General features: G+C 62.4%; 19 protein-coding genes. 18 read left to right on the forward strand and 1 reads right to left on the reverse strand.

Features of this window, described 5'->3' with window-relative positions:
• Positions 1 to 20 precede the first annotated feature (20 nt).
• Positions 21 to 2702, reverse strand: coding sequence for an aconitate hydratase AcnA (gene acnA / locus KBB36_RS08360; protein WP_290978740.1), 2682 nt, complete (start codon positions 2700 to 2702; stop codon positions 21 to 23).
• Between the two features lie 522 nt (positions 2703 to 3224).
• Here acnA and KBB36_RS08365 point away from each other — a divergent pair.
• From KBB36_RS08365 to KBB36_RS08450, 18 genes are all read left to right on the forward strand, one after another.
• Entirely contained in the window at positions 3225 to 5213 is a 1989-nt protein-coding gene (locus KBB36_RS08365) for an AMP-binding protein (RefSeq protein ID WP_290978652.1), read from the forward strand.
• A 5-nt stretch (positions 5214 to 5218) separates the two neighbouring features.
• Positions 5219 to 6010 (forward strand): ABC transporter ATP-binding protein, encoded by a 792-nt coding sequence (locus KBB36_RS08370; protein ID WP_290978655.1) that lies wholly within the window; start codon positions 5219 to 5221, stop codon positions 6008 to 6010.
• Positions 6011 to 6027: 17 nt separating this feature from the next.
• Complete coding sequence (locus KBB36_RS08375) at positions 6028 to 6912, forward strand: branched-chain amino acid ABC transporter permease (RefSeq protein ID WP_290978658.1); 885 nt, start codon at positions 6028 to 6030, stop codon at positions 6910 to 6912.
• A gap of 12 nt (positions 6913 to 6924) precedes the next feature.
• Entirely contained in the window at positions 6925 to 7989 is a 1065-nt protein-coding gene (locus KBB36_RS08380) for a branched-chain amino acid ABC transporter permease (protein ID WP_290978661.1), read from the forward strand.
• A 109-nt stretch (positions 7990 to 8098) separates the two neighbouring features.
• Positions 8099 to 9406, forward strand: a complete 1308-nt coding sequence (locus tag KBB36_RS08385; RefSeq protein ID WP_290978664.1) for an ABC transporter substrate-binding protein — start codon at positions 8099 to 8101, stop codon at positions 9404 to 9406.
• A 127-nt stretch (positions 9407 to 9533) separates the two neighbouring features.
• Positions 9534 to 10352 (forward strand): ABC transporter ATP-binding protein, encoded by an 819-nt coding sequence (locus tag KBB36_RS08390; protein WP_290978743.1) that lies wholly within the window; start codon positions 9534 to 9536, stop codon positions 10350 to 10352.
• A gap of 14 nt (positions 10353 to 10366) precedes the next feature.
• Positions 10367 to 11605 (forward strand): AMP-binding protein, encoded by a 1239-nt coding sequence (locus KBB36_RS08395; protein ID WP_290978667.1) that lies wholly within the window; start codon positions 10367 to 10369, stop codon positions 11603 to 11605.
• 29 nt (positions 11606 to 11634) lie between these two features.
• Positions 11635 to 12267, forward strand: a complete 633-nt coding sequence (gene ccmA / locus KBB36_RS08400; protein ID WP_290978670.1) for a cytochrome c biogenesis heme-transporting ATPase CcmA — start codon at positions 11635 to 11637, stop codon at positions 12265 to 12267.
• Positions 12264 to 12929, forward strand: a complete 666-nt coding sequence (gene ccmB, locus KBB36_RS08405; protein ID WP_290978673.1) for a heme exporter protein CcmB — start codon at positions 12264 to 12266, stop codon at positions 12927 to 12929. Before ccmA ends, ccmB begins: the two co-directional genes overlap by 4 nt.
• A gap of 22 nt (positions 12930 to 12951) precedes the next feature.
• Positions 12952 to 13683: a heme ABC transporter permease gene (locus KBB36_RS08410; protein ID WP_290978676.1), complete on the forward strand. Its 732-nt coding sequence runs from the start codon at positions 12952 to 12954 to the stop codon at positions 13681 to 13683.
• A gap of 75 nt (positions 13684 to 13758) precedes the next feature.
• A complete protein-coding gene (ccmD, locus tag KBB36_RS08415) occupies positions 13759 to 13938 on the forward strand; it encodes a heme exporter protein CcmD (RefSeq protein ID WP_290978679.1) in 180 nt (59 codons plus the stop codon).
• A 4-nt stretch (positions 13939 to 13942) separates the two neighbouring features.
• Complete coding sequence (gene ccmE, locus KBB36_RS08420; RefSeq protein ID WP_290978682.1) at positions 13943 to 14407, forward strand: cytochrome c maturation protein CcmE; 465 nt, start codon at positions 13943 to 13945, stop codon at positions 14405 to 14407.
• A 13-nt stretch (positions 14408 to 14420) separates the two neighbouring features.
• Entirely contained in the window at positions 14421 to 16406 is a 1986-nt protein-coding gene (locus KBB36_RS08425; protein ID WP_290978685.1) for a heme lyase CcmF/NrfE family subunit, read from the forward strand.
• Positions 16407 to 16410: 4 nt separating this feature from the next.
• A complete protein-coding gene (locus KBB36_RS08430) occupies positions 16411 to 16962 on the forward strand; it encodes a DsbE family thiol:disulfide interchange protein (protein WP_366933177.1) in 552 nt (183 codons plus the stop codon).
• Positions 16956 to 17444, forward strand: a complete 489-nt coding sequence (locus tag KBB36_RS08435) for a cytochrome c-type biogenesis protein (RefSeq protein WP_290978688.1) — start codon at positions 16956 to 16958, stop codon at positions 17442 to 17444. Before KBB36_RS08430 ends, KBB36_RS08435 begins: the two co-directional genes overlap by 7 nt.
• Positions 17445 to 17446: 2 nt before the next feature.
• The gene (gene ccmI, locus KBB36_RS08440; protein WP_290978691.1) at positions 17447 to 18619 is read left to right on the forward strand and encodes a c-type cytochrome biogenesis protein CcmI; all 1173 of its coding nucleotides are present in this window, start codon (positions 17447 to 17449) and stop codon (positions 18617 to 18619) included.
• Positions 18620 to 18702: 83 nt separating this feature from the next.
• Positions 18703 to 18975 (forward strand): hypothetical protein, encoded by a 273-nt coding sequence (locus tag KBB36_RS08445; RefSeq protein ID WP_290978694.1) that lies wholly within the window; start codon positions 18703 to 18705, stop codon positions 18973 to 18975.
• Positions 18976 to 19053: 78 nt separating this feature from the next.
• Positions 19054 to 20091, forward strand: a complete 1038-nt coding sequence (locus KBB36_RS08450; protein ID WP_290978697.1) for an ABC transporter substrate-binding protein — start codon at positions 19054 to 19056, stop codon at positions 20089 to 20091.
• Positions 20092 to 20093 lie beyond the last annotated feature (2 nt).

Here is a 20093-nt window from a genome sequence, read left to right on the forward strand (position 1 = left end):
GTGGCTGACTGAACGCCGGATCAGGCGGCCAGATTACGCAGCACGGTCTGCAAGATGCCGCCATTCTTGTAATAGTCGATCTCGTCCAGCGTATCGATGCGGCACAGCACTTCGAAGGTCTGGGTGGTGCCATCGGCCCGGCTCAGGGTCACCGGCAGCTTCATGCGCGGCTTCAGGCCGGTGGCGATGCCCGAGATATCGAACTTCTCGCTGCCATCCAGCTTGAGATCGAAGCGGGTCATGTTGTTGAGGAACTGCAACGGCAGCACGCCCATGCCAACCAGATTCGAGCGGTGGATGCGCTCATAGCTTTCAGCGATCACGGCCTTCACGCCGAGCAGGATAGTGCCCTTGGCCGCCCAGTCGCGCGACGAGCCATTGCCGTATTCCTTGCCGGCGAAGATCACCAGCGGTGTGCCGCTGGCCTTGTACTTCATCGCCGCATCGTAGATCGACATCACTTCGCCGGTCGGCTGATACTTGGTGATGCCGCCCTCGGTGCCTGGCACCAGCTCATTCTTGAGCCGGATATTGGCGAAAGTGCCGCGCATCATTACTTCATGATTGCCGCGCCGCGCGCCATAGGAGTTGAAATCAGCATAGCTGACGCTGTTTTCCAGCAGATACTTGCCTGCCGGGCCGTCCTTCTTGATCGAACCGGCCGGCGAGATGTGGTCGGTGGTGATCTTGTCGGGCAGCACCGCCAGCACACGTGCGCCCTTCACATCCGTGATCGGCGTCGGGGTCTTGCTCATGCCTTCGAAATAGGGCGGGTTCTGCACATAGGTCGAGGTGTTGTTCCAGTTATAGGTCTGGCCAGTGCCCACCTTGATCTTGCGCCAGTTGGCATCGCCCTTGAACACGTCGGCATAGCGCTTCTTGAACATCGCGGCGGTGACATACTTGCGCACCATCGTGGCGATCTCCTTGTTGGAGGGCCAGATGTCCTTGAGGTAGACCGGCTTGCCCTTGGCATCATGGCCAAGCGGTTCCTTGGTGATGTCGATCTTCAGGTTGCCGGCCAGCGCATAGGCCACCACCAGCATCGGCGAGGCGAGATAGTTCGCCTTGGTCAGCGGATGGACGCGGCCTTCAAAATTGCGGTTGCCGGAAAGCACGGCGCCAACCACAAAGTCGTTGTCGACAATCGCCTTGGAGATGTTTTCCGGCAGCGGGCCGGAATTGCCGATGCAGGTGGTGCAGCCATAGCCGACAATCTGGAAGCCCAGCTTGTCGAGATGCTTCTGCACACCGGCCTTGGCCAGATAATCCGCCACCACCTGGCTGCCAGGGGCGAGCGAGGTTTTCACCCAGGGCTTGGTCTTGAGGCCCTTCTTCAGGGCATTGCGCGCCAGCAGGCCGGCGCCCAGCAACACGCTCGGGTTGGAAGTGTTGGTGCAGGAGGTGATCGCGGCAATCACCACATCACCATGGCCAACGTCGAACTTGGCGCCATCCACCTTGACGCGGAAATCCTGCGCCGTTTTCTTGCCATAGGCATTGCCGAGCGCATCCTTGTATTCGGCGGCGGCGCGGCTGAGCGGCACACGGCCTTCCGGGCGGGTCGGGCCGGCCAGCGACGGTTCCACGGTGTCGAGGTCGAGGTCCAGTGTGTCGGTGAAGACCGGCTCAACCGAGCGCGGCGTGCGCCACAGGCCCTGCGCCTTGGCATAGGCTTCCACCAGCTTGATGCGCTGCGGGTCGCGGCCGGTGGCCTTGAGGTAGGCGATGGTTTCGCTATCCACCGGGAAGAAGCCGCAGGTGGCGCCATATTCCGGTGCCATGTTGGCGATGGTGCAGCGGTCGGCGATGGACAGCGCGTCAACGCCCGGGCCGTAGAATTCAACAAACTTGTTGACCACGCCCTTCTTGCGCAGCATCTGCGTCACAGTCAGCACCACGTCGGTGGCTGTGGTGCCTTCCCGGGTCTTGCCGGTGAGGCGGAAGCCCACCACTTCCGGCAGCAGCATCGAGATCGGCTGGCCCAGCATCGCCGCCTCAGCTTCGATGCCGCCAACGCCCCAGCCCAGCACGGCCAGGCCGTTCACCATGGTGGTGTGGCTGTCGGTGCCGACAAGGGTGTCGGGATAGGCCACTTCGGTCTTGCCATCCAGGCCGGTCCACACGGTCTGGGCCAGGTATTCGGTATTCACCTGATGGCAGATGCCGGTGCCGGGCGGCACCACGCGGAAGTTGTCAAAGGCGAACTGGCCCCAGCGCAGGAAGGCATAACGCTCGCCGTTGCGGTCATATTCCAGGTCGACATTCTTCTTGAAGGCGCTGCCGGCGGCGGAATAGTCCACCATCACCGAATGGTCGATCACCAGGTCAACCGGCGATAGCGGGTTGATCTTCTTGGTGTCGCCGCCCAGCGCGGTCATGGCGTCGCGCATCGCCGCCAGATCGACCACGGCCGGCACGCCGGTGAAATCCTGCATCAGCACGCGCGCCGGGCGATAAGCGATCTCGCGATCCGAGCGGCGATCCTTGAGCCACAGGCCAACCGCCTTCACATCATCCACCGTCACGCTGCGGCCATCTTCATAGCGCAGCAGGTTTTCCAGCAGCACCTTGAGCGAATAGGGCAGGCGCGAGAGGTCGCCGAGGGTCTTTTCCGCCGCCTTCAGGCTGTAATAGGCATAGGTCTTGTTGCCGACCTTGAGGGTCTTGCGGGTTTTCAGCGTGTCCTGACCAACCGCGATGGCAACCGAGCGGGCGGCGCCGGCTTTCTTGACGGCAGCCTTCTTCACCGGCGCTTTCTTCACAGCGGCTTTCTTGACGGCCACCTTCTTTACCGCAGCCTTCTTGGCGGGCGCGGCCTTGGCGGCGGGCTTTTTCGCCGGCGCCGACTTTTTAATCACCTTGGCGACCGGCTTCTTGGCAGCTTTTTTGGCTGCCTTCTTGGCGGCAGGGCGGCTGGATTTCTTCGGGGCTTTCACGGGGCGATCCTTCCTAGCAAGGGGGATTGGAATAGCGGGCCGGGCGGCGCTGTCGGCCTGCCGCTGGCGCCCGCAATTGGTGCCGCAATTCCGCCTTTTTGCCAAGGGGTTCCGCAACATTCACGTCATCATGGCGTCGAATTATATTCAACCCCGGTTGACTTTGCCCCTCCCGTGCCTACCAGCGACCCTTGACGGCCCGCCCCCCCGAAGCATATCAACGACCCTAACTAACCAAACAAAGGTTAGACCAAAGCTGCGAACGCCCACCAGGGAGGAGGCGACGTGACTTCTGTAAAGCCGGTTGGCGACAAACCGGATGGCCGCGACCCGTTAGGCCGCGACACGGTTCCGAAATACCTTGTTTACAATGCCGAGCATCGGCGTGATCGCCCAGCCATGCGCGAAAAGTACCTTGGTATCTGGCAAAGCTGGAACTGGGGCGAGGTGGCGGCCAATGTGGCGGCTATTGCCGGCGGCCTGAAGGCGCTGGGCTTCCAGCGTGGCGACAAGCTGGCGATCATTGGCGACAACCGGCCGCAGCTTTACTGGATGCTGGGTGCCGTTCAGGCGCTGGGCGGCGTGCCGGTGCCGATTTACCAGGATAGTGTGGCCGACGAGGTGCAGTATGTCGTTGACCATGCCGAAGCGCGTTTTGCCCTGGCAGAGAATCAGGAGCAGGTCGACAAGCTGCTCTCGGTGCGCGACCGGCTGCCCCGGCTGGAATTGATCATTTTCGCTGATCCGCGTGGCCTGCGGCATTACGACCAGCCCTTCCTGCATGATCTGGACAAGGTGATTGCCACCGGCCGGGACTATGCCAAGGCACATGAGGGCTTCTTCAAGGCCGAGGTGAACCAGGGCAAGGGCGATGATCTGTCGCTGATCTGCTACACATCCGGCACCACTGGCCGGCCCAAGGGCGTGATGCTGAGCCACGATAATGTGGTGCGTTCGGCCAATCTGGCCATCGGCTTCGACAAGATCAACGAAAATGACGAAATCCTGGCCTATCTGCCGCTGGCCTGGGTGGGTGACAACTTCATCTCCTACGCCGAGGCCACCATTGCCGGCTTCTGCGTCAACTGCCCGGAATCGGGCGAAACCGTGCTGACCGACCTGCGCGAGATCGGGCCGACCTACTTCTTTGCCCCGCCGCGTATCTTCGAGGGCCTGCTGGCCACGGTGATGATCCGCATGGAGGATGCCGGCGCGATCAAGCGCGCCATGTTCAAGTATTTCATCGATGTGGCCAAGCGTGTTGGCCGCCCGATCCTGGAAGGCAAGCCGGTAAGCTTTGCCGACCGGCTGCTTTACGGGCTTGGCGACCTGCTGGTTTATGGCCCGCTGAAGAATGTGCTCGGCCTCAGCCGCCTGCGGCTGGCCTATACCGCCGGCGAAGCCATCGGCCCGGATATCTTCGACTTTTTCCGTGCGCTGGGCATCAACCTGAAACAGCTCTACGGCCAGACCGAATCGACGGTCTATCTCTGCCTGCACACCGATACCGATGTGAAAGCCGATACCGTAGGCCCGCCCGGCCCGGGTATTGAATTGTATATCGACGAGGCGAGCGGCGAGGTGATGTATCGCAGCCCGGGCGTGTTTGTCGGCTATTACAAGAACCCGGAAGCAACGGCGGAAACCAAGACCCCGGATGGCTGGGTGCATACCGGCGATGCCGGCGTGTTCACCGATCAGGGCCATCTGCGCATCATTGATCGCGCCAAGGATGTTGGCCGCCTCAATAATGGCACACTGTTTGCGCCGAAATTTGTTGAGAACAAGCTGAAATTCTTCCCCTCGATCAAGGAAGCCGTGACCTTCGGCGACAAGCGCGACCATGCCACCGCCTTTATCAATATCGATCTGGCAGCGGTTGGCTCCTGGGCCGAGCGCAAGGGCATTGCCTATACGTCCTATGCCGATCTGGCGGGGCGGCCGGAAGTTTATGATCTGGTGAAAGGCTGCATCGAGCAGGTCAACCGCGACCTCGCTTCCGACAGTTCGATGGTGGACAGCCAGATTCACCGCTTCCTGATCCTGCACAAGGAACTGGATGCCGATGATGGCGAACTGACCCGCACCCGCAAGGTGCGCCGCCGCATCATTGCCGAACGGTATGGCGATCTGATCGAGGCTTTGTATTCCAACCAGCCGGAAGTGCAGGTGGATGCCAAGATCACCTTTGAGGATGGCCGCACCGGCAGCTTCAAGGCACGGCTCAAAATCGCAGACGCGCAAACCCAGGCGCCGATGCGCAAGGCAGGCTGAACCGTATGACCGCTATGACCAAGACCATCGGCGATGTGCTGCTGCAAGTGGACAATATCTCGCTCAGCTTTGGCGGCGTGAAGGCTTTGACCGATATCAGCTTTTCCATCCGCGAGCGGGAAGTGCTGGCGATTATCGGGCCGAATGGCGCCGGCAAGTCGTCGATGCTGAACTGCATAAACGGCTTCTATCATCCGCAGCAGGGCACCATCACCTTCAAGGGCCAGCCGCGCAAGCAGATGCGCCCGCATGAGGCAGCCAGCCAGGGCATTGCCCGCACCTTCCAGAACATTGCACTGTTCAAGGGCATGTCGACGCTGGACAACATCATGACCGGCCGGCTGCTGAAAATGAAATCCGGCCTGATCGCTTCGGCTTTCTACAAGGGGCCGGCCGAGCGCGAGCAGAACGAACATCGCGCCTTCTGCGAAAAGATCATCGACTTCCTGGAGATCGAGGCGATCCGCAAGGTGCCGGTGGGGCGGCTGCCCTATGGTTTGCAGAAGCGGGTTGAACTTGGCCGCGCCCTGGCTGCCGAGCCTACCTTGCTGCTGCTGGATGAGCCGATGGCCGGCATGAACCTGGAGGAAAAGCAGGATATGTGCCGCTTCATCCTCGATGTGAATGACGAATTCGGCACCACAATCTGCCTGATTGAGCATGATATGGGCGTGGTGATGGACATTTCCGACCGCGTGGTGGTGCTGGATTACGGCCGCAAGATCGGCGACGGCACGCCGGCCGAGATCAAGGCCAACAAGGAAGTGATCGACGCCTATCTCGGCGTACAGCATTAAGGGCGGGAGCGGGCGATATGGCGTTTTTCCTCGAAGTGCTGATCGGCGGCCTGATGGCGGGGGTGATGTATTCCCTTGTCGCGCTTGGCTTTGTGCTGATCTTCAAGGCATCCGGCGTGTTCAATTTCGCCCAGGGCGCCATGGTGCTGTTTGCCGGCCTGTTCTTTGTCGGCTTTATCGGCAAGGGCGTGCCGATCTGGCTTTCGATCATCCTCACCCTGGTGGTGATGGCGGTGCTGGCCATTGTGATCGAGCGGCTGGTGCTGCGCCATCTGGTCAACCAGGAAGGCATCATCCTGTTCATGGCCACGATCGGCGTGTCGTTTTTTATCGACGGTTTCGGCCAGACCATCTGGGGCTCCGGGGTGTCGCAGATCGATGTCGGCATTCCCACCGATCCGATTTTCATCATGGATGGTGAAATCCTGATCCAGTCTTTTGATCTCTGGGCCGCTCTCGTGGCGGGGTCGTTGCTGGCGGCGCTGGTGGTGTTTCAGAAAACCCGCATCGGCCGTGCGCTGCGCGCCGTGGCGGATGACCATCAGGCGGCGCAGTCGGTCGGCATTCCGCTCAATGTGATCTGGATCATCGTCTGGGCCATTGCCGGCATGGTGGCCTTGGTCGCCGGTGTGATGTGGGGCTCCAAACTCGGCATGCAGCCGGCCATTGTCGGCCTGGCGCTGAAGGCTTTGCCGGTGCTGATCCTGGGTGGTTTCACTTCGGTGCCGGGCGCCATTATCGGCGGCCTGATCATCGGTGCCGGCGAGAAACTGGCCGAGGTTTATATCGGGCCGTTCTTTGGCGGCGGCATCGAGAACTGGTTTGCCTATGTGCTGGCGCTTGGTTTCCTGCTGATCCGGCCGCAGGGCCTGTTCGGCGAAAAGATCATTGAGCGCGTGTGAGGAAAATCGAACATGCTCTATCGTGAATCCGGCCAGTTCAAGACCAGCTATCCCGCCGATCAGGCGATTTTCACCATCCCGCAAGATCGCGTTTTCTTCGCGCTGCTGCTGTTGGCGGCCTTTGTCGGCGTGCCGATGGTGGCCACCGATTATCTCTACACCGCGCTGATCATCCCGTTCCTGTGCATGGCATTGGCGGCACTCGGGCTAAACATTCTCACCGGCTATTGCGGCCAGGTGTCGCTCGGCACCGGCGCCTTCATGGGCGTGGGCGCGGTGGCGGCCTGGAATCTGGCCTTCCGCATCCCGGAGCTGAACCTGCTGGTGGTGTTTGTCATCGCCGGCCTGATCGCGGCGCTGGTGGGCGTGATCTTCGGCCTGCCCTCCTTGCGCATCAAGGGCTTCTACCTGGCAGTGGCCACGCTGGCGGCGCAGTTTTTCCTGCCCTGGATGTTCGTGAAATTCGGCTGGTTCACCAATTATAATTCCTCGGGTGTCATCACCGTGCCGAAATTGTCGCTGTTCGGCTGGAGCATCGACACGCCGATGGAGAAATACCTCTTTGCGCTTGGCGTGGTGTCGATCCTGGCGCTGGCGGCGAAGAACATGGTGCGTTCCAATCCGGGCCGGCAATGGATGGCGATCCGCGACATGGACATCGCTGCCGAGATCATCGGCATCCGCCCGATTGTCGCCAAGCTCACTGCTTTCGCCGTGTCGTCCTTCTATATCGGCATTGCCGGGGCGCTGTATCTGTTTGTTTATCTCGGCTCGGCCGAGCCGGATGGCTTCAATATCAACCTGTCATTCCAGGCGCTGTTCATGATCATCATCGGCGGTCTGGGGTCGATCCTGGGTAGTTTCCTTGGCGCCTTCTTCATCCTGCTGGTGCCGATTTTCCTTACCCGTGGCCTGCCGCTGATCGGCTTGGAAATGTCCACGGCCACCATCGCGCATACCGAATTCATGGTGTTTGGTGCGATGATCGTGTTCTTCCTGATTGTCGAGCCGCATGGTCTGGCGCGGCTGTGGCAGATCACCAAGGAGAAACTGCGCGTCTGGCCATTTCCGTATTGATGGCCGGTACTTGATGGCGCTGTAAAGCCGGCTTGGTCCGGCCCGGAATTGCGTGTTAGGGTTCAACTAACCCACCCTAAATCGGGTGGCATAATGGGAGGAAATAACCATGGTAATGAAGAAGCTTGGCCTGGCCATTGCGGCCGGCGCCGCCTTGCTCGGGGCGAATTTTGCCGCCTCGGCGCAGGAGCAGTTGATTCCGTCGATGGTCTACCGCACCGGCCCGTTTGCCCCCTCGGGCACGCCCACTGCCGATGGTTTTGCCGATTACATCACCCTGCTCAACAGCCGCGATGGCGGCCTCAACGGCGTCAAGCTGAAGGTTGAGGAATGCGAGACGCAGTACAATACCGAGCGTGGTGTTGAATGCTACGAGCGTCTCAAGGCGATGGGCGGCACCATTTTCAGCCCGTATTCCACCGGCATCACCTATGCGCTCACGGATCGTGCGCCAACCGACAAGTCGGTGATCTTCTCGATGGCCTATGGCCGCGCCTCGGCGATGGTCGGCACCTATTTCCCCTGGGTGTTCAACGCGCCGGTCACCTACTGGTCAGGTGCTTCAGCCGCAGTGCAGTTCTTCGCCAAGGAAGCCGGCGGCAAGGACAAGCTGAAGGGCAAGAAGATCGCCCATGTCTTCATCGACATCCCCTATGGCAAGGAACCCAATCCTGTGCTGCAAAACTATGCGCAGGAACTCGGTTTCCAGCTTGAACTGGTGCCGGTGCCGGCGCCGGGCCTGGAGCAGAAGTCGATCTGGTTGCAGGTGCGCCAGATGCGCCCGGATTATGTGTTCCTCACCGGCTGGGGCGCAATGAATGCCGTGTCGCTCAAGGAAGCGGCGGCGGTTGGCTATCCGCGCGAGAAGATTCTCGGCGGCTGGTATACCTCGCAGGATAGCGACACCGTGGGTGCCGGCCCGGCAGCCAAGGGTTTCCGCGGCCTGACCTTCCATGGCGCCTCGCGCGATCTGGAACTGCTTAAGGTGATCAAGACCCATGTGGTCGACAAGAACCTGGCCAGCCAGAACGGCAAGCATCTTGGCGAAATCGGCTATCTGCGCGGCGTGCTGAATGCGGTGTTCACCACCGAGGCATTGCGCACCGCCCAGGCTCAGTATGGCAACAAGGTGATGGATGGCGAACAGTCGCGCTGGGGCTTCGAGAATCTCGATCTCTCCGCCGACAAGCTGAAGAAGCTCGGCCTGGAAGGCTTCATCCAGCCGATCAAGATCACCTGCGACAATCATCAGGGCGAAGGCAAGATCCTGGTGGTGCAGTGGGAAGGCGATCGCTGGAAGCATGTCAGCGACTGGATCGCGCCGGAGAATACCAAGCTGATGCCGCTCTATCTCGCTGGCGCCGAAGCCTATGCCCGCGAGAAGAATATCGGCGCGCGTAGCTGCCCGCGCAGCTAAGCCGGCCTGAACCTGGCCGCCGGCCGGAGCAATCCGGCCGGCGGTAGTTTCCCGCAATCGTTTTCCTGACGAGACCGCAAAGATGACCGCCCAGCTAGCGACCAATCCGGCAGCGACCCATCAGACCATGGCTGCGAATGCCGTGGCGCCGCTGCTCAGCGTCTCGAATATCGAAGTGATCTACAATCACGTCATCCTGGTGCTCAAGGGCGTTTCGCTCCAGGTGCCGGAAGGCGCCATCGTTGCCCTGCTGGGCGCCAACGGCGCCGGCAAGACCACCACGCTCAAGGCGATTTCCAATCTGCTGCGCGCCGAGCGTGGCGATATCACCAAGGGCCATATCGAATTTCGCGGTGAGCGGGTGGACGCGCTCAATCCTTCGGCCCTGGTCAAGAAGGGCCTGATCCAGGTGATGGAGGGGCGGCATTGTTTCGCCCATCTCACCGTGGAGGAAAACCTGCTCACCGGCGCCTTCACCCGCACCGACGGCAATCGCGCCATCAATGAGGAGCTTGAAAAGGTCTATACCTTCTTTCCGCGCCTCAAGGTGCGACGCAAGTCGCTGGCCGGCTATACGTCGGGCGGCGAACAGCAGATGACCGCTATTGGCCGCGCGCTGATGAGCCGGCCCAACATGATCCTGCTCGACGAACCCTCGATGGGCCTGGCGCCGCAATTGGTCGAAGAGATTTTTGAAATTGTGCATCGGCTCAACAAGGAAGCCAAGGTCAGTTTCCTGGTGGCCGAGCAGAATACCAACATGGCGCTGCGTTATGCCGATTACGGTTATATTCTGGAAAACGGCCGCGTGGTGATGGATGGCGAAGCCGCCTCGCTGCGTGAGAATGCCGATGTGAAGGAATTTTATCTCGGCCTTGGCGCCGGTGGCCGCATGAGCTTCCGCGATGTGAAGCATTACCGCCGCCGCAAGCGCTGGCTGGCCTGAACGGAGCAAAGCCGATGAGCGATTTTTACGATGCGCTGGAAACGCGCGATCATGAATTGCGCGTAGCCGAGCAATGGCATGCCCTGCGCGCCCAGGTGGCGCATGCGCAAGCGCATTCAGCCTATTTCGGCGAAATTCTTGCCGGGGTCGATGCTGCCGCACTGAAATCGGCTGCCGATCTGGCGCAATTGCCGGTAACGCGCAAATCCGATCTGGCCGCGCGCCAGAAGGCGAGGCCGCCTTTCGGCGGGCTGGAGGCGGTGGCGCATGCCAAGCTGAAACATGTCTTCCAGTCGCCGGGGCCGATCTACGAACCGGATGGTTATGAGCGCGACCATTGGCGCTTTGCCCGCGCCATGTGGGCTGCCGGGCTGCGGCCGGGTGATCTGGTGCTGAATTGTTTCTCCTATCATCTCACGCCTGCCGGCATGCTGGTGGAAAGCGCCGCCCATGCCATCGGCTGTCCGGTGATTCCGGGCGGCGTGGGTAATACCGAACTGCAATTGCAGGCGGTGCATGATCTGAAGCCGGTGGCCTATGGCGGCACACCATCCTTCCTGCGCATCCTGCTGCAAAAGGGCCGTGAAGCCGGCTTGGATACTTCTTCGCTGAAAAAGGCTCTGGTCGGCGGCGAAGCCCTGCCGCCGAGCTTGCGCAAGGAGATCAACGATCTCGGCTGCTTCGTGTTGCAGAATTACGGCACTGCCGATCTTGGCCTGATCGCTTATGAAAGCCCGGCGATGGAAGGCATGATCCTGGATGAAGGCGTGTGGGTGGAAATCGTGCGCCCCGGCACCGGCGACCCGGTGGCCCCAGGCGAAGTGGGCGAGGTGGTGGTCACCAGCCTGACCAACAGGGAATATCCGCTGATCCGCTTTGCCACCGGCGACCTTTCCGCCATCCTGCCCGGCGCCAGCCCCTGCGGCCGCAGCAATACCCGCATCAAGGGCTGGATGGGCCGCGCCGACCAGACCACCAAGGTGAAGGGCATGTTCGTCACCCCGGGCCAGATTGCCCAGGTGGTGGCGCGGCATCCGGAAATCGCCAAGGCGCGGCTGGAAGTCACCTCCAGCAACAATACCGATGCCATGGTGTTGAAACTCGAACTCAAGGGCAGTGGTGCCGATATAACCGCCGCCGTAGCCGAAAGTTTGCAAGCAATCTGCAAGGTGCGCGGCAACGCAGAGCTGGTTGCCAGCGGCAGCCTGCCCAATGACGGCAAGGTGATTGCCGATCTGCGGACCTACCAGTAAGCCACGAAGCGGGCTAAATTCCGGCCATCATGATGTTGGCGGCCGAGCGGCTGGCCGTGATCCGCGGCGAGCGACAGCTTTTCAAGGATGTGAGTTTCAGTCTCGCCCCGGGCGAGGCCTTGCTGCTGCGCGGCCCGAATGGCAGCGGCAAATCCAGCCTGCTGCGCCTGCTGGCCGGTTTCCTGGCCCCGGCGGCCGGGCGTTTGCTGTGGCAGGGCCAGGATGTGGCCCATGAGCCGGAAGACTATCGCGCCGGGCTGCTTTATCTCGGCCACCAGGATGCCGTGCAGCCGCAGATCAGTGCCGAGGATAACCTGATCTACTGGGCGCGCTTGGCCGGGCTGGGCGCCGCCGCCGCCGCCGAGCGCAGCCAGGCCGCGCTGGAACAGGCTGGGCTGGGGCGCCAGCGCCGGCTGCCCGGGCGGTATCTTTCCGCCGGCCAGAAACGCCGCCTTGGCCTCGCCCGGCTGCTGCTGCGCCCGGCCGCACTCTGGCTGCTGGATGAACCCACCAATGCCCTGGATAGCGCCGCCATCACCTGGCTTGGCGCAGCGCTGGCGCGGCATCGTGCGGCCGGCGGCCTGGTGCTGCTGGCCAGCCATGTTGATGTGCCGCTGCCGCAGGCGCGTTGCCTTGAGCTACCTTCGGGGCAACTGGCATGAGCGTGTTCTGGGCCATTGTCGGGCGTGACCTGCGGCTCGGTCTGGGCGCACAAGGGGCGGCGCTCACGACATTGTTATTCTTTGTCCTGGCGGTCAGCCTGTTTCCGCTCGGGGTCGGGCCGGAGCCGGTTTTGCTCGGCCGCATTGCGCCGGGCGTGATCTGGGTGGCGGCTTTGCTGGCGGCGCAATTGTCGCTGGATCGGCTGTTCCAGGCCGATCATGAGGATGGCACGCTTGATCTCCTGGCCCAGGCGCCCTTGCCGCTCACTCTGGTGGTGGCGGCCAAGCTGCTGGCGCATTGGCTTGGCACCGGGCTGCCGCTGGCCTTGATCGCGCCATTGCTGGCAATTCTGCTGCAAATGGATATGGCGGCCCTGCCGGTGCTGCTGCTGGCCTTGCTGCTTGGCACCCCCAGCCTCAGCCTGATCGGCGGCATCGGTGCGGCGCTGACTTTGGGCGCCCGGCGCGGTGCAGTGCTGGTGCCGCTGCTCACCCTGCCTTTGCTGGTGCCGGTGCTGATTTTTGGCGTCGGCGCCGTGGAGGCAGCGGCTTTTGGCCTCAGCCCGCGGCCGCATCTGCTGCTTTTGGGCGCTTTTCTGGCCGGTTCCGCCGTGCTGGCGCCGCTGGCCGGCGCGGCGGCTGTGAAACTGGCCTTGGAATGAGCCTGCGATTATAACTGCCGCCATGCATTACCTAGCCAATCCCGCCCGTTTCCTGCGTCTGATGGCCGCGATCCGCCCCTGGGCGGCGGGCGTTGCCCTGCTTGGCCTTGGCCTTGGCTTTGGCTGGGGGCTGCTGTATTCGCCACCGGATTATCAGCAGGGCGAAACCGTGCGCATCATGTATCTGCATGTGCCGGCAGCCTGGATGAGCCTGTTCATCTATGCCGGTATGGCGCTGGCCTCGGCGGCGGCGCTGATCTGGCGCCATCCGGTGGCCGAACTGGCAGCCAAGGCCTCGGCCCCGGTGGGGGCGGCCTTCACCTTGGTCTGCCTGCTCACCGGCGCATTGTGGGGCAAGCCGATGTGGGGCACCTGGTGGGTGTGGGATGCCCGACTCACCTCGATGCTGATCCTGTTTTTCATCTATCTGGGCTACATGGCCTTGTGGGAGGCGTTTGACGACCCGGCCCGCGCCGGCCGCGCCGCCGCCATCCTGGCCCTGGTGGGGGCGGTGAACCTGCCGGTCATCAAGTTCTCGGTGGATTGGTGGAACACCCTGCATCAGCCGGCCAGCGTGCTGACCCTGGCCGGGCCGAAAATCCACCCCGATATCCTGTGGCCGCTGCTTTTGGTGGCGCTGGGCTGCAAGGGCTATTACCTCTGGCTGCTAAGCCTGCGGGTGCGCAGCGAAATCCTGGCGCGGCAGGCGCGCATGCTGCGTTTCGCCGCAGCCAGCGAGGGCGCCGCCGGGTAGTTTTCTGCCCGGGCGATGTATATCTTGCCCTGGCGGATTTGTTTCCGCCGAATTTATGGAGCAACGGACAGCCCCGTGTACTGGTCCAGCCTCACCGATTTCCTTGCCATGGGCGGCCATGCCGGCTTCATCTGGCCGGCCTTTGGCTGCGGCCTGATCGTGCTGGGCGGCCTGGCCATGGTCAGCCGACGCAGCTTGGCCGCAGCCGAGCGCGAACTGGCAGAAGCGCGCCGCGAGGCTGGCCGTGACGCCTAAGGGTATGACCCGCAAGCGCAAGCGGCTTTATGCCGTACTGGCATTGGTTGCCGGCCTGGGCGTGGCCACCGCCCTGGTGCTGAGCGCTTTTTCCGACAATCTGGTGTTTTTTCACAGCCCCAGCGATGTGGTGGAAAAGCATCTGCCGGCAGACAAGCGTTTCCGCATTGGCGGCTTGGTGCAGGAAGGCAGCGTGAAGCGTGATGGCCTGTTGACCGAATTTGCCGTGACTGACATGCGCCACACCATCGCGGTGCGCTATACCGGCCTGATGCCAGACCTGTTCCGCGAGGGCCAGGGTGTGGTGGCGGATGGCCGGCTGGATGGCCAGGGCCGCTTCATCGCTTCCGAAGTGCTGGCAAAGCATGACGAGAATTACATGCCGCCGGAAGTGGCCGAAGCGCTGAAGAAATCCGGCCAATGGCATGAAAAGCAGGGCGACCACACCAAGCTGGCGGCTCCAAAATGAGTGTTGACGCGCCATGATCGCAGAACTTGGCCATTTTGCACTGATTCTGGCGCTGGCGTTGGCCATCGCGCAAGGCACCCTGCCGCTGATCGGCGCCCAGCGCGGCATCGCGCCGTGGATCGGCTTGGCTCCGGCCGCCGCCCTTGGCCAGGTGCTGATGACCGCCTTTGCCTTCGGCTGTCTCACCTATGCCTATGTCACCTCGGATTTTTCAGTGCTCAATGTGGCGCAGAATTCGCACACGCTGAAACCGATGCTCTACAAGATCAGCGGCGTGTGGGGCAATCATGAAGGCTCGCTGCTGCTGTGGCAGTTCATCCTGGCGATTTTTGGCGCCGCCGTGGCGGTGTTTGGTGCGCCATTGCCGGCCACCCTGCGCGCCCGCGTGCTCGGTGTGCAGGGCCTGATCTGCGTCGGCTTCCTGCTGTTCATCCTGCTCACCTCAAATCCGTTTGACCGCCTATTGCCGGCGCCGCTGGAAGGCAAGGGGCTCAACCCGCTGCTGCAAGACCCTGGCCTGGCCTTCCATCCGCCGTTTCTTTACCTGGGTTATGTCGGCTTCTCGGTGGCTTTCTCCTTCGCCATTGCGGCGCTGATCGAAGGCCGGGTTGATCCGGCCTGGGCGCGCTGGGTGCGGCCCTGGACGCTGGCTGCCTGGGTGTTCCTCACCATCGGTATCGCCATGGGCTCGTGGTGGGCGTATTACGAACTTGGCTGGGGCGGCTGGTGGTTCTGGGACCCGGTGGAGAATGCCTCCTTTATGCCCTGGCTGGCCGGCACCGCGCTGCTGCATTCCGCCATCGTGGTGGAAAAACGCGAGGCGCTGAAAAGCTGGACCGTGCTGCTCGCCATCGTCACCTTCTCGCTCAGCCTGCTCGGTACCTTCCTGGTGCGCTCGGGTGTGCTCAATTCGGTGCATGCCTTTGCCACCGACCCGACACGCGGCCTGTTCATCCTGATCTTTCTCGGCATCGTGGTGGGCGGCAGCCTGGCGCTGTATGCGTGGCGCGCGCCGGCGCTCAGCGGCGTTGGCCTGTTCGCCCCGCTCAGCCGCGAAGGCGCGCTGGTGCTGAATAACCTGCTGCTGGCCGTGGCCACCGGCGCGGTGCTGCTCGGCACGCTCTATCCGCTGGCGCTGGATGCCATCACCGGCGAGAAGGTTTCGGTTGGCCCGGCCTATTTCAACAGTGTGTTTGTGCCGCTGATGGCGCCGCTTTGCGCCGCCGTAGCGGTGGGGCCGCTGCTGGCCTGGAAACGCGGCGATCTTGCTGCCGCGCTCAATCGTCTGGTGGTGGCCGGTTTTGCTGCCATTGCCGCTTTGCTGCTGGCATTGTGGTTGCGCGGCGATGGCCCATGGCTGTCGCTGCTTGGTCTGAGCCTCGCCGCCTGGCTCGGTATCGGTGCATTGAGCGAATGGGCGCAGCGGATCAAGCTGTTCGGCGGCCCGTTGCGTGACAGCCTGAACCGCGCCTGTCATCTGCCGCGTGCTGCCTGGGGCATGACCGTGGCGCATCTCGGCGTGGCCCTGCTGATCCTCGGCATCACGGTGTCAGAAACCTGGCAGATCGAAAAGCAGCAGGTGATGCGGCCCGGCGATATGGTCACGGTTGGTCCGGTGCAATATCGTTTCCTCGGTGTGCAGCCGATCCAGGGGCCGAATTACCTGGCCAATCAGGGCCGCTTTGAATTGCTGCGCGATGGTCGCGTGGTGGATGTGTTGCTGCCGGCCCAGCGGCGCTATCAGCAGCCGCCGATGGAAACCACCGAGGCGGCGATCCGCCCGTCCTTGCTCGGCGATATCTATGCCGTGGTGGGCGAGGGCGATGCCCAGCGCGGCTGGGCGGTGCGGCTTTATTGGAAGCCGCTGGTATCCTGGATCTGGCTGGGCTCGCTGGTGATGGCCTTTGGCGGCCTGTTGTCGCTGACCGACCGGCGCCATCGTGTTGGTGTGCCGAAACCACAGCGCAGCCGCAGCAGCGCAGCGCAGGCGGCAGAGTAAGGCCATGATGCGCTATCTACCGTTTCTGGTTTTTATCGTGATCGGCATCGCGCTGGCGGTGGGCCTGACGCTCAACCCGCGTGAAATTCCCTCGGCGCTGATCGGCAAGCCGGTGCCGGAATTCAGCCTGCCGGCAATTCAAGGCCGCAGCGAATCCTTCAGTTCTGCCGATCTCAAGGCCGGCCAGCCGGCTCTGGTGAATGTGTTTGCTTCCTGGTGCCTGCCCTGCCGGATTGAACACCCGCTGCTGATGCAGTTGCAGCGCAGCGGCACCGTGATTCACGGCTTGAACTACAAGGACGAGCCGGCAGCGGTCTCGCGTTGGCTCAAGGATCTGGGCGATCCGTTTGCCCGCACCGGGGCGGATCGTGATGGCCGGGTCAGCATTGATTGGGGCGTTTATGGTGTGCCGGAAACCTTTGTGGTGGATGGCAGGGGCCAGATCATCTGCAAACATATCGGCCCACTCACCGAACTGGATGTCAGCAACAAGATCAAGCCGGCGCTGGATGCCGCCAAGGCCGGCAAGCCGGTGCCGAGTCAGGCCAAATGCTGAAGCGCCTCGCCTTGCTGCTACTGCTCTGCCTGCTTGTGCCGCAGGTTCAAGCCCAGCATCTGGAGCCCACCCTGGCCGATCCAGCCGCCGAGGCGCGGGCGCGCGTGATCTCAAAGGATTTGCGCTGCCTGGTTTGCCAGAACCAGTCCATCGAGGAATCCAATGCGCCGCTGGCTCGTGATTTGCGGCGCCTCGTGCGCGAGCGTATCGCCGCTGGCGATAGCGATCAGGGCGTGCGTGAATATCTGGTGGCGCGGTATGGCGAATGGGTTTTGCTGACGCCGCGTTTTAATGAACGCACCTTGCTGCTCTGGCTTGGCCCGCTGCTGCTGCTGATCGCCGGCGGTGCGGTGGTGATCGGTTTGCATCGGCGCAATCGCAAGGCCATTGCCGTCCAGGCCGCGCCGGCACCGCTTTCGCCTGAGGAGAGCCGCCGCGTGGCTGAATTGCTGAAAACTGATCCGCAGCAAGGAGAGCGGTAATCATGCTGTGGCTTGGTTTTGCCCTTTTGCTGGCTTTGGCGCTGGCTTTCCTGCTCTGGCCGTGGTTTGGCAACCGCCGAGCCGCCAATCTGCGCAAGGCACATGATCTGGCGGTGTATCGCGCCCAGCTTGATGAAATTGCCCAGGAAGTGACGCGCGGCACGCTGAGCGAGACTGAAGCCAATGCTGCGCGGGTGGAGATCCAACGCCGCCTGCTGCGCGCTGATGCCGCGCCGGACGAAGTTGCTTTCAGCGATGTATTGAAGCCCGGCGTGCTGCTGGGCACCGGCCTGATGCTGGCCCTGCTGCCGGTGGGCGCGGTCGGGCTTTATGCCGCGCTGGGCCGGCCCGATGCGGCGAAGCAGCCGGTGGTGGCGCAAAGCGCCGAGCTTGAGCGCCAGCGCGCCGAACAGCATGAGATGGACAAGCTGGTGGATCGCCTGCGCCAGCGCCTGGAAACCGAGCCGAACCGGGCCGAGGGCTGGGTTCTGCTGGGTCGCACGCTGATGAATATGGGGCGTTATGGCGAGGCGGTGGAGGCTTTTGATCGCCTGGCGGTGCTGACACCGGAAGATGCCGAAGCGCATGCCTTTCTGGGCGAGGCCTATATCTTCGGCAATGACGGGCGGGTGACACGCGAGGCGCGGCTGGCTTTCCAGCGCACCCTGCAACTGGAACCGGGCCATCCCAGCGCATTGTATTATCTGGCGATGGCCAAGATGCAGGATGGCGACATGCGTGGCGCCTTCACTGACTGGCTGGTCCTGGCGCGCGCCGCCGAGCCGGATGCGCCCTGGCTGCCGCTGGTGCTGACGCGGCTGCGCGAAGTGGCGCCGCGTATCGGGGTTGATCTGGCCCAGATGCTGCCAAATGCCGCCCAACCCGCCAATCCGCCGCCGCCATCCGGCCCGACCCGCGAGCAGATGGAAGCGGCGCAGTCGATGTCGGCCGAAGATCGTGCGGCGATGATTCGCGGCATGGTGGAAAGGCTGGCGGAGCGGCTGAAGGAAAATCCCAACGACCTGGAAGGCTGGGTGCGGCTGGGCCGCGCCCGCGAGGTGATGAATGACCAGCCGGCGGCGATCGAGGCCTATACCAAGGCACTGGCGCTGATGCCACAAGGCATTCCGTTGCGGGCGGAAGTGGAAGGCCGCTTGCAGGCGCTGCGACGTTGAAGATTCGCCGCGTTAACCTTTCGCCTTAACGCCACCTTAAGACTCGATGCGGCTTAATCAGCTCCGGTTTCTGAGGAGTTGTCATGGCCATCGCGCCCAGTTCCAATCTGCTCAATGCCCTGTCGCAATTGCAGGGTAGTCGCTCGTCCAGTGCGGCTTCTGCCGCCCCGGCGGCAGGCAGCAGCAGCTTTGCCGCGCAATTGAACCGTGTTGCCGCACCCAGCCAAACTGGTTCTGTGGGGCAGGCCGGTTCCAGCAGCCAGATCCAGCAGCCGCAAAGCCAGGCGCCGGCCAGCGAAACCCAGTCGCGCCCGCGCAATCGTTATCTCGGCCAATACGTCAATATCCTGGTTTGAAGCCGCTCCGGTTGACGCCGGCAACACCCCCCTTTAGCTTGGCGCGCAACGCCAGTTAAAAAAAGCAGGGGAAACGCCATGTCGTCGCGCCGTACCATTCTTGCCGCCCTGGTCGCGGCCAGCTTTGCCGCCACTTTGCCGCAGGCCGCCCAGGCCCAGGCTAAAGACAAGGCCACCATCGCCGCGCTCGCCTTTGTCTCATCGGCACCGATCTTCATCGCCAAGGAGCGTGGCTATTTCGATGCCGAGGGCATTGATCTCGATATCAAGATTTTCAACGCCGCCCAGGCCATTGCGGTGGCGGTGGCCGGCGGGGATGCTGATTTCGGCATCACGGCTTTCACCGGCGGCTTCTTCAACCTGGCTGGCAAGGGCGCGCTCAAGGTGATCGCGGCGCAGAGCCGTGAGGAGAAGGGCTATAATTTTGTCGCCTATGTCGCCGGCAAGAAAGCCTTTGATGAAGGCTTTCGCAATCCGAAGGATTTTGCCGGCAAGAGCGTGGCAGTCACCACAATTGGTTCCAGCTTCCACTACAATCTCGGCATGCTGGCCGATAAATATGGCTTCAAGCTCGACAGCGTGAGCATGAAGCCGGTGCAGTCGATCCCCAACATGATGGCGGCGCTGAGCGGCGGTCAGGTGGATGCCACCATCCTGCCGGCCAATAATGCGCTCAAGCTGCAAGCCGATGGCGCCGGTACCATCATCGGCTGGGTGGCCGATCATACGCCATGGCAACTTGGCGCGCTGTTCACTTCCACCCGCAATGTGCAGGGCAAGCGGCCAATGGTGGAGCGCTTTGTGCGCGCCTACCAGAAGGGGCTGGCGGATTATGCCGATGCTTTCCTGACCAAGGATGCCGCCGGCAATCGTGTTTTCGGCGCCAAGGCAGAGGCGGCTTATCCGATCCTGGAAAAATGGGTGGAGCCGAAGCCGAGCTATGAGGTGGTGAAGGTATCCGCCAATTTCATGGACCCGCAGGGCCGCCTGTTGGTGAAGAATATCTATGATCAGGTGGCCTGGAATCAGGCGCAGGGCCTAGTGGACAAGACGGTGAACGCCAAGGATTTCCTTGATCTGAGCTTTGTGCAGGGCCATCTCGATCAGCCGAAGTAAGT

This window comes from Ferrovibrio sp. (assembly GCF_017994015.1).
Lineage (GTDB): Bacteria > Pseudomonadota > Alphaproteobacteria > Ferrovibrionales > Ferrovibrionaceae > Ferrovibrio.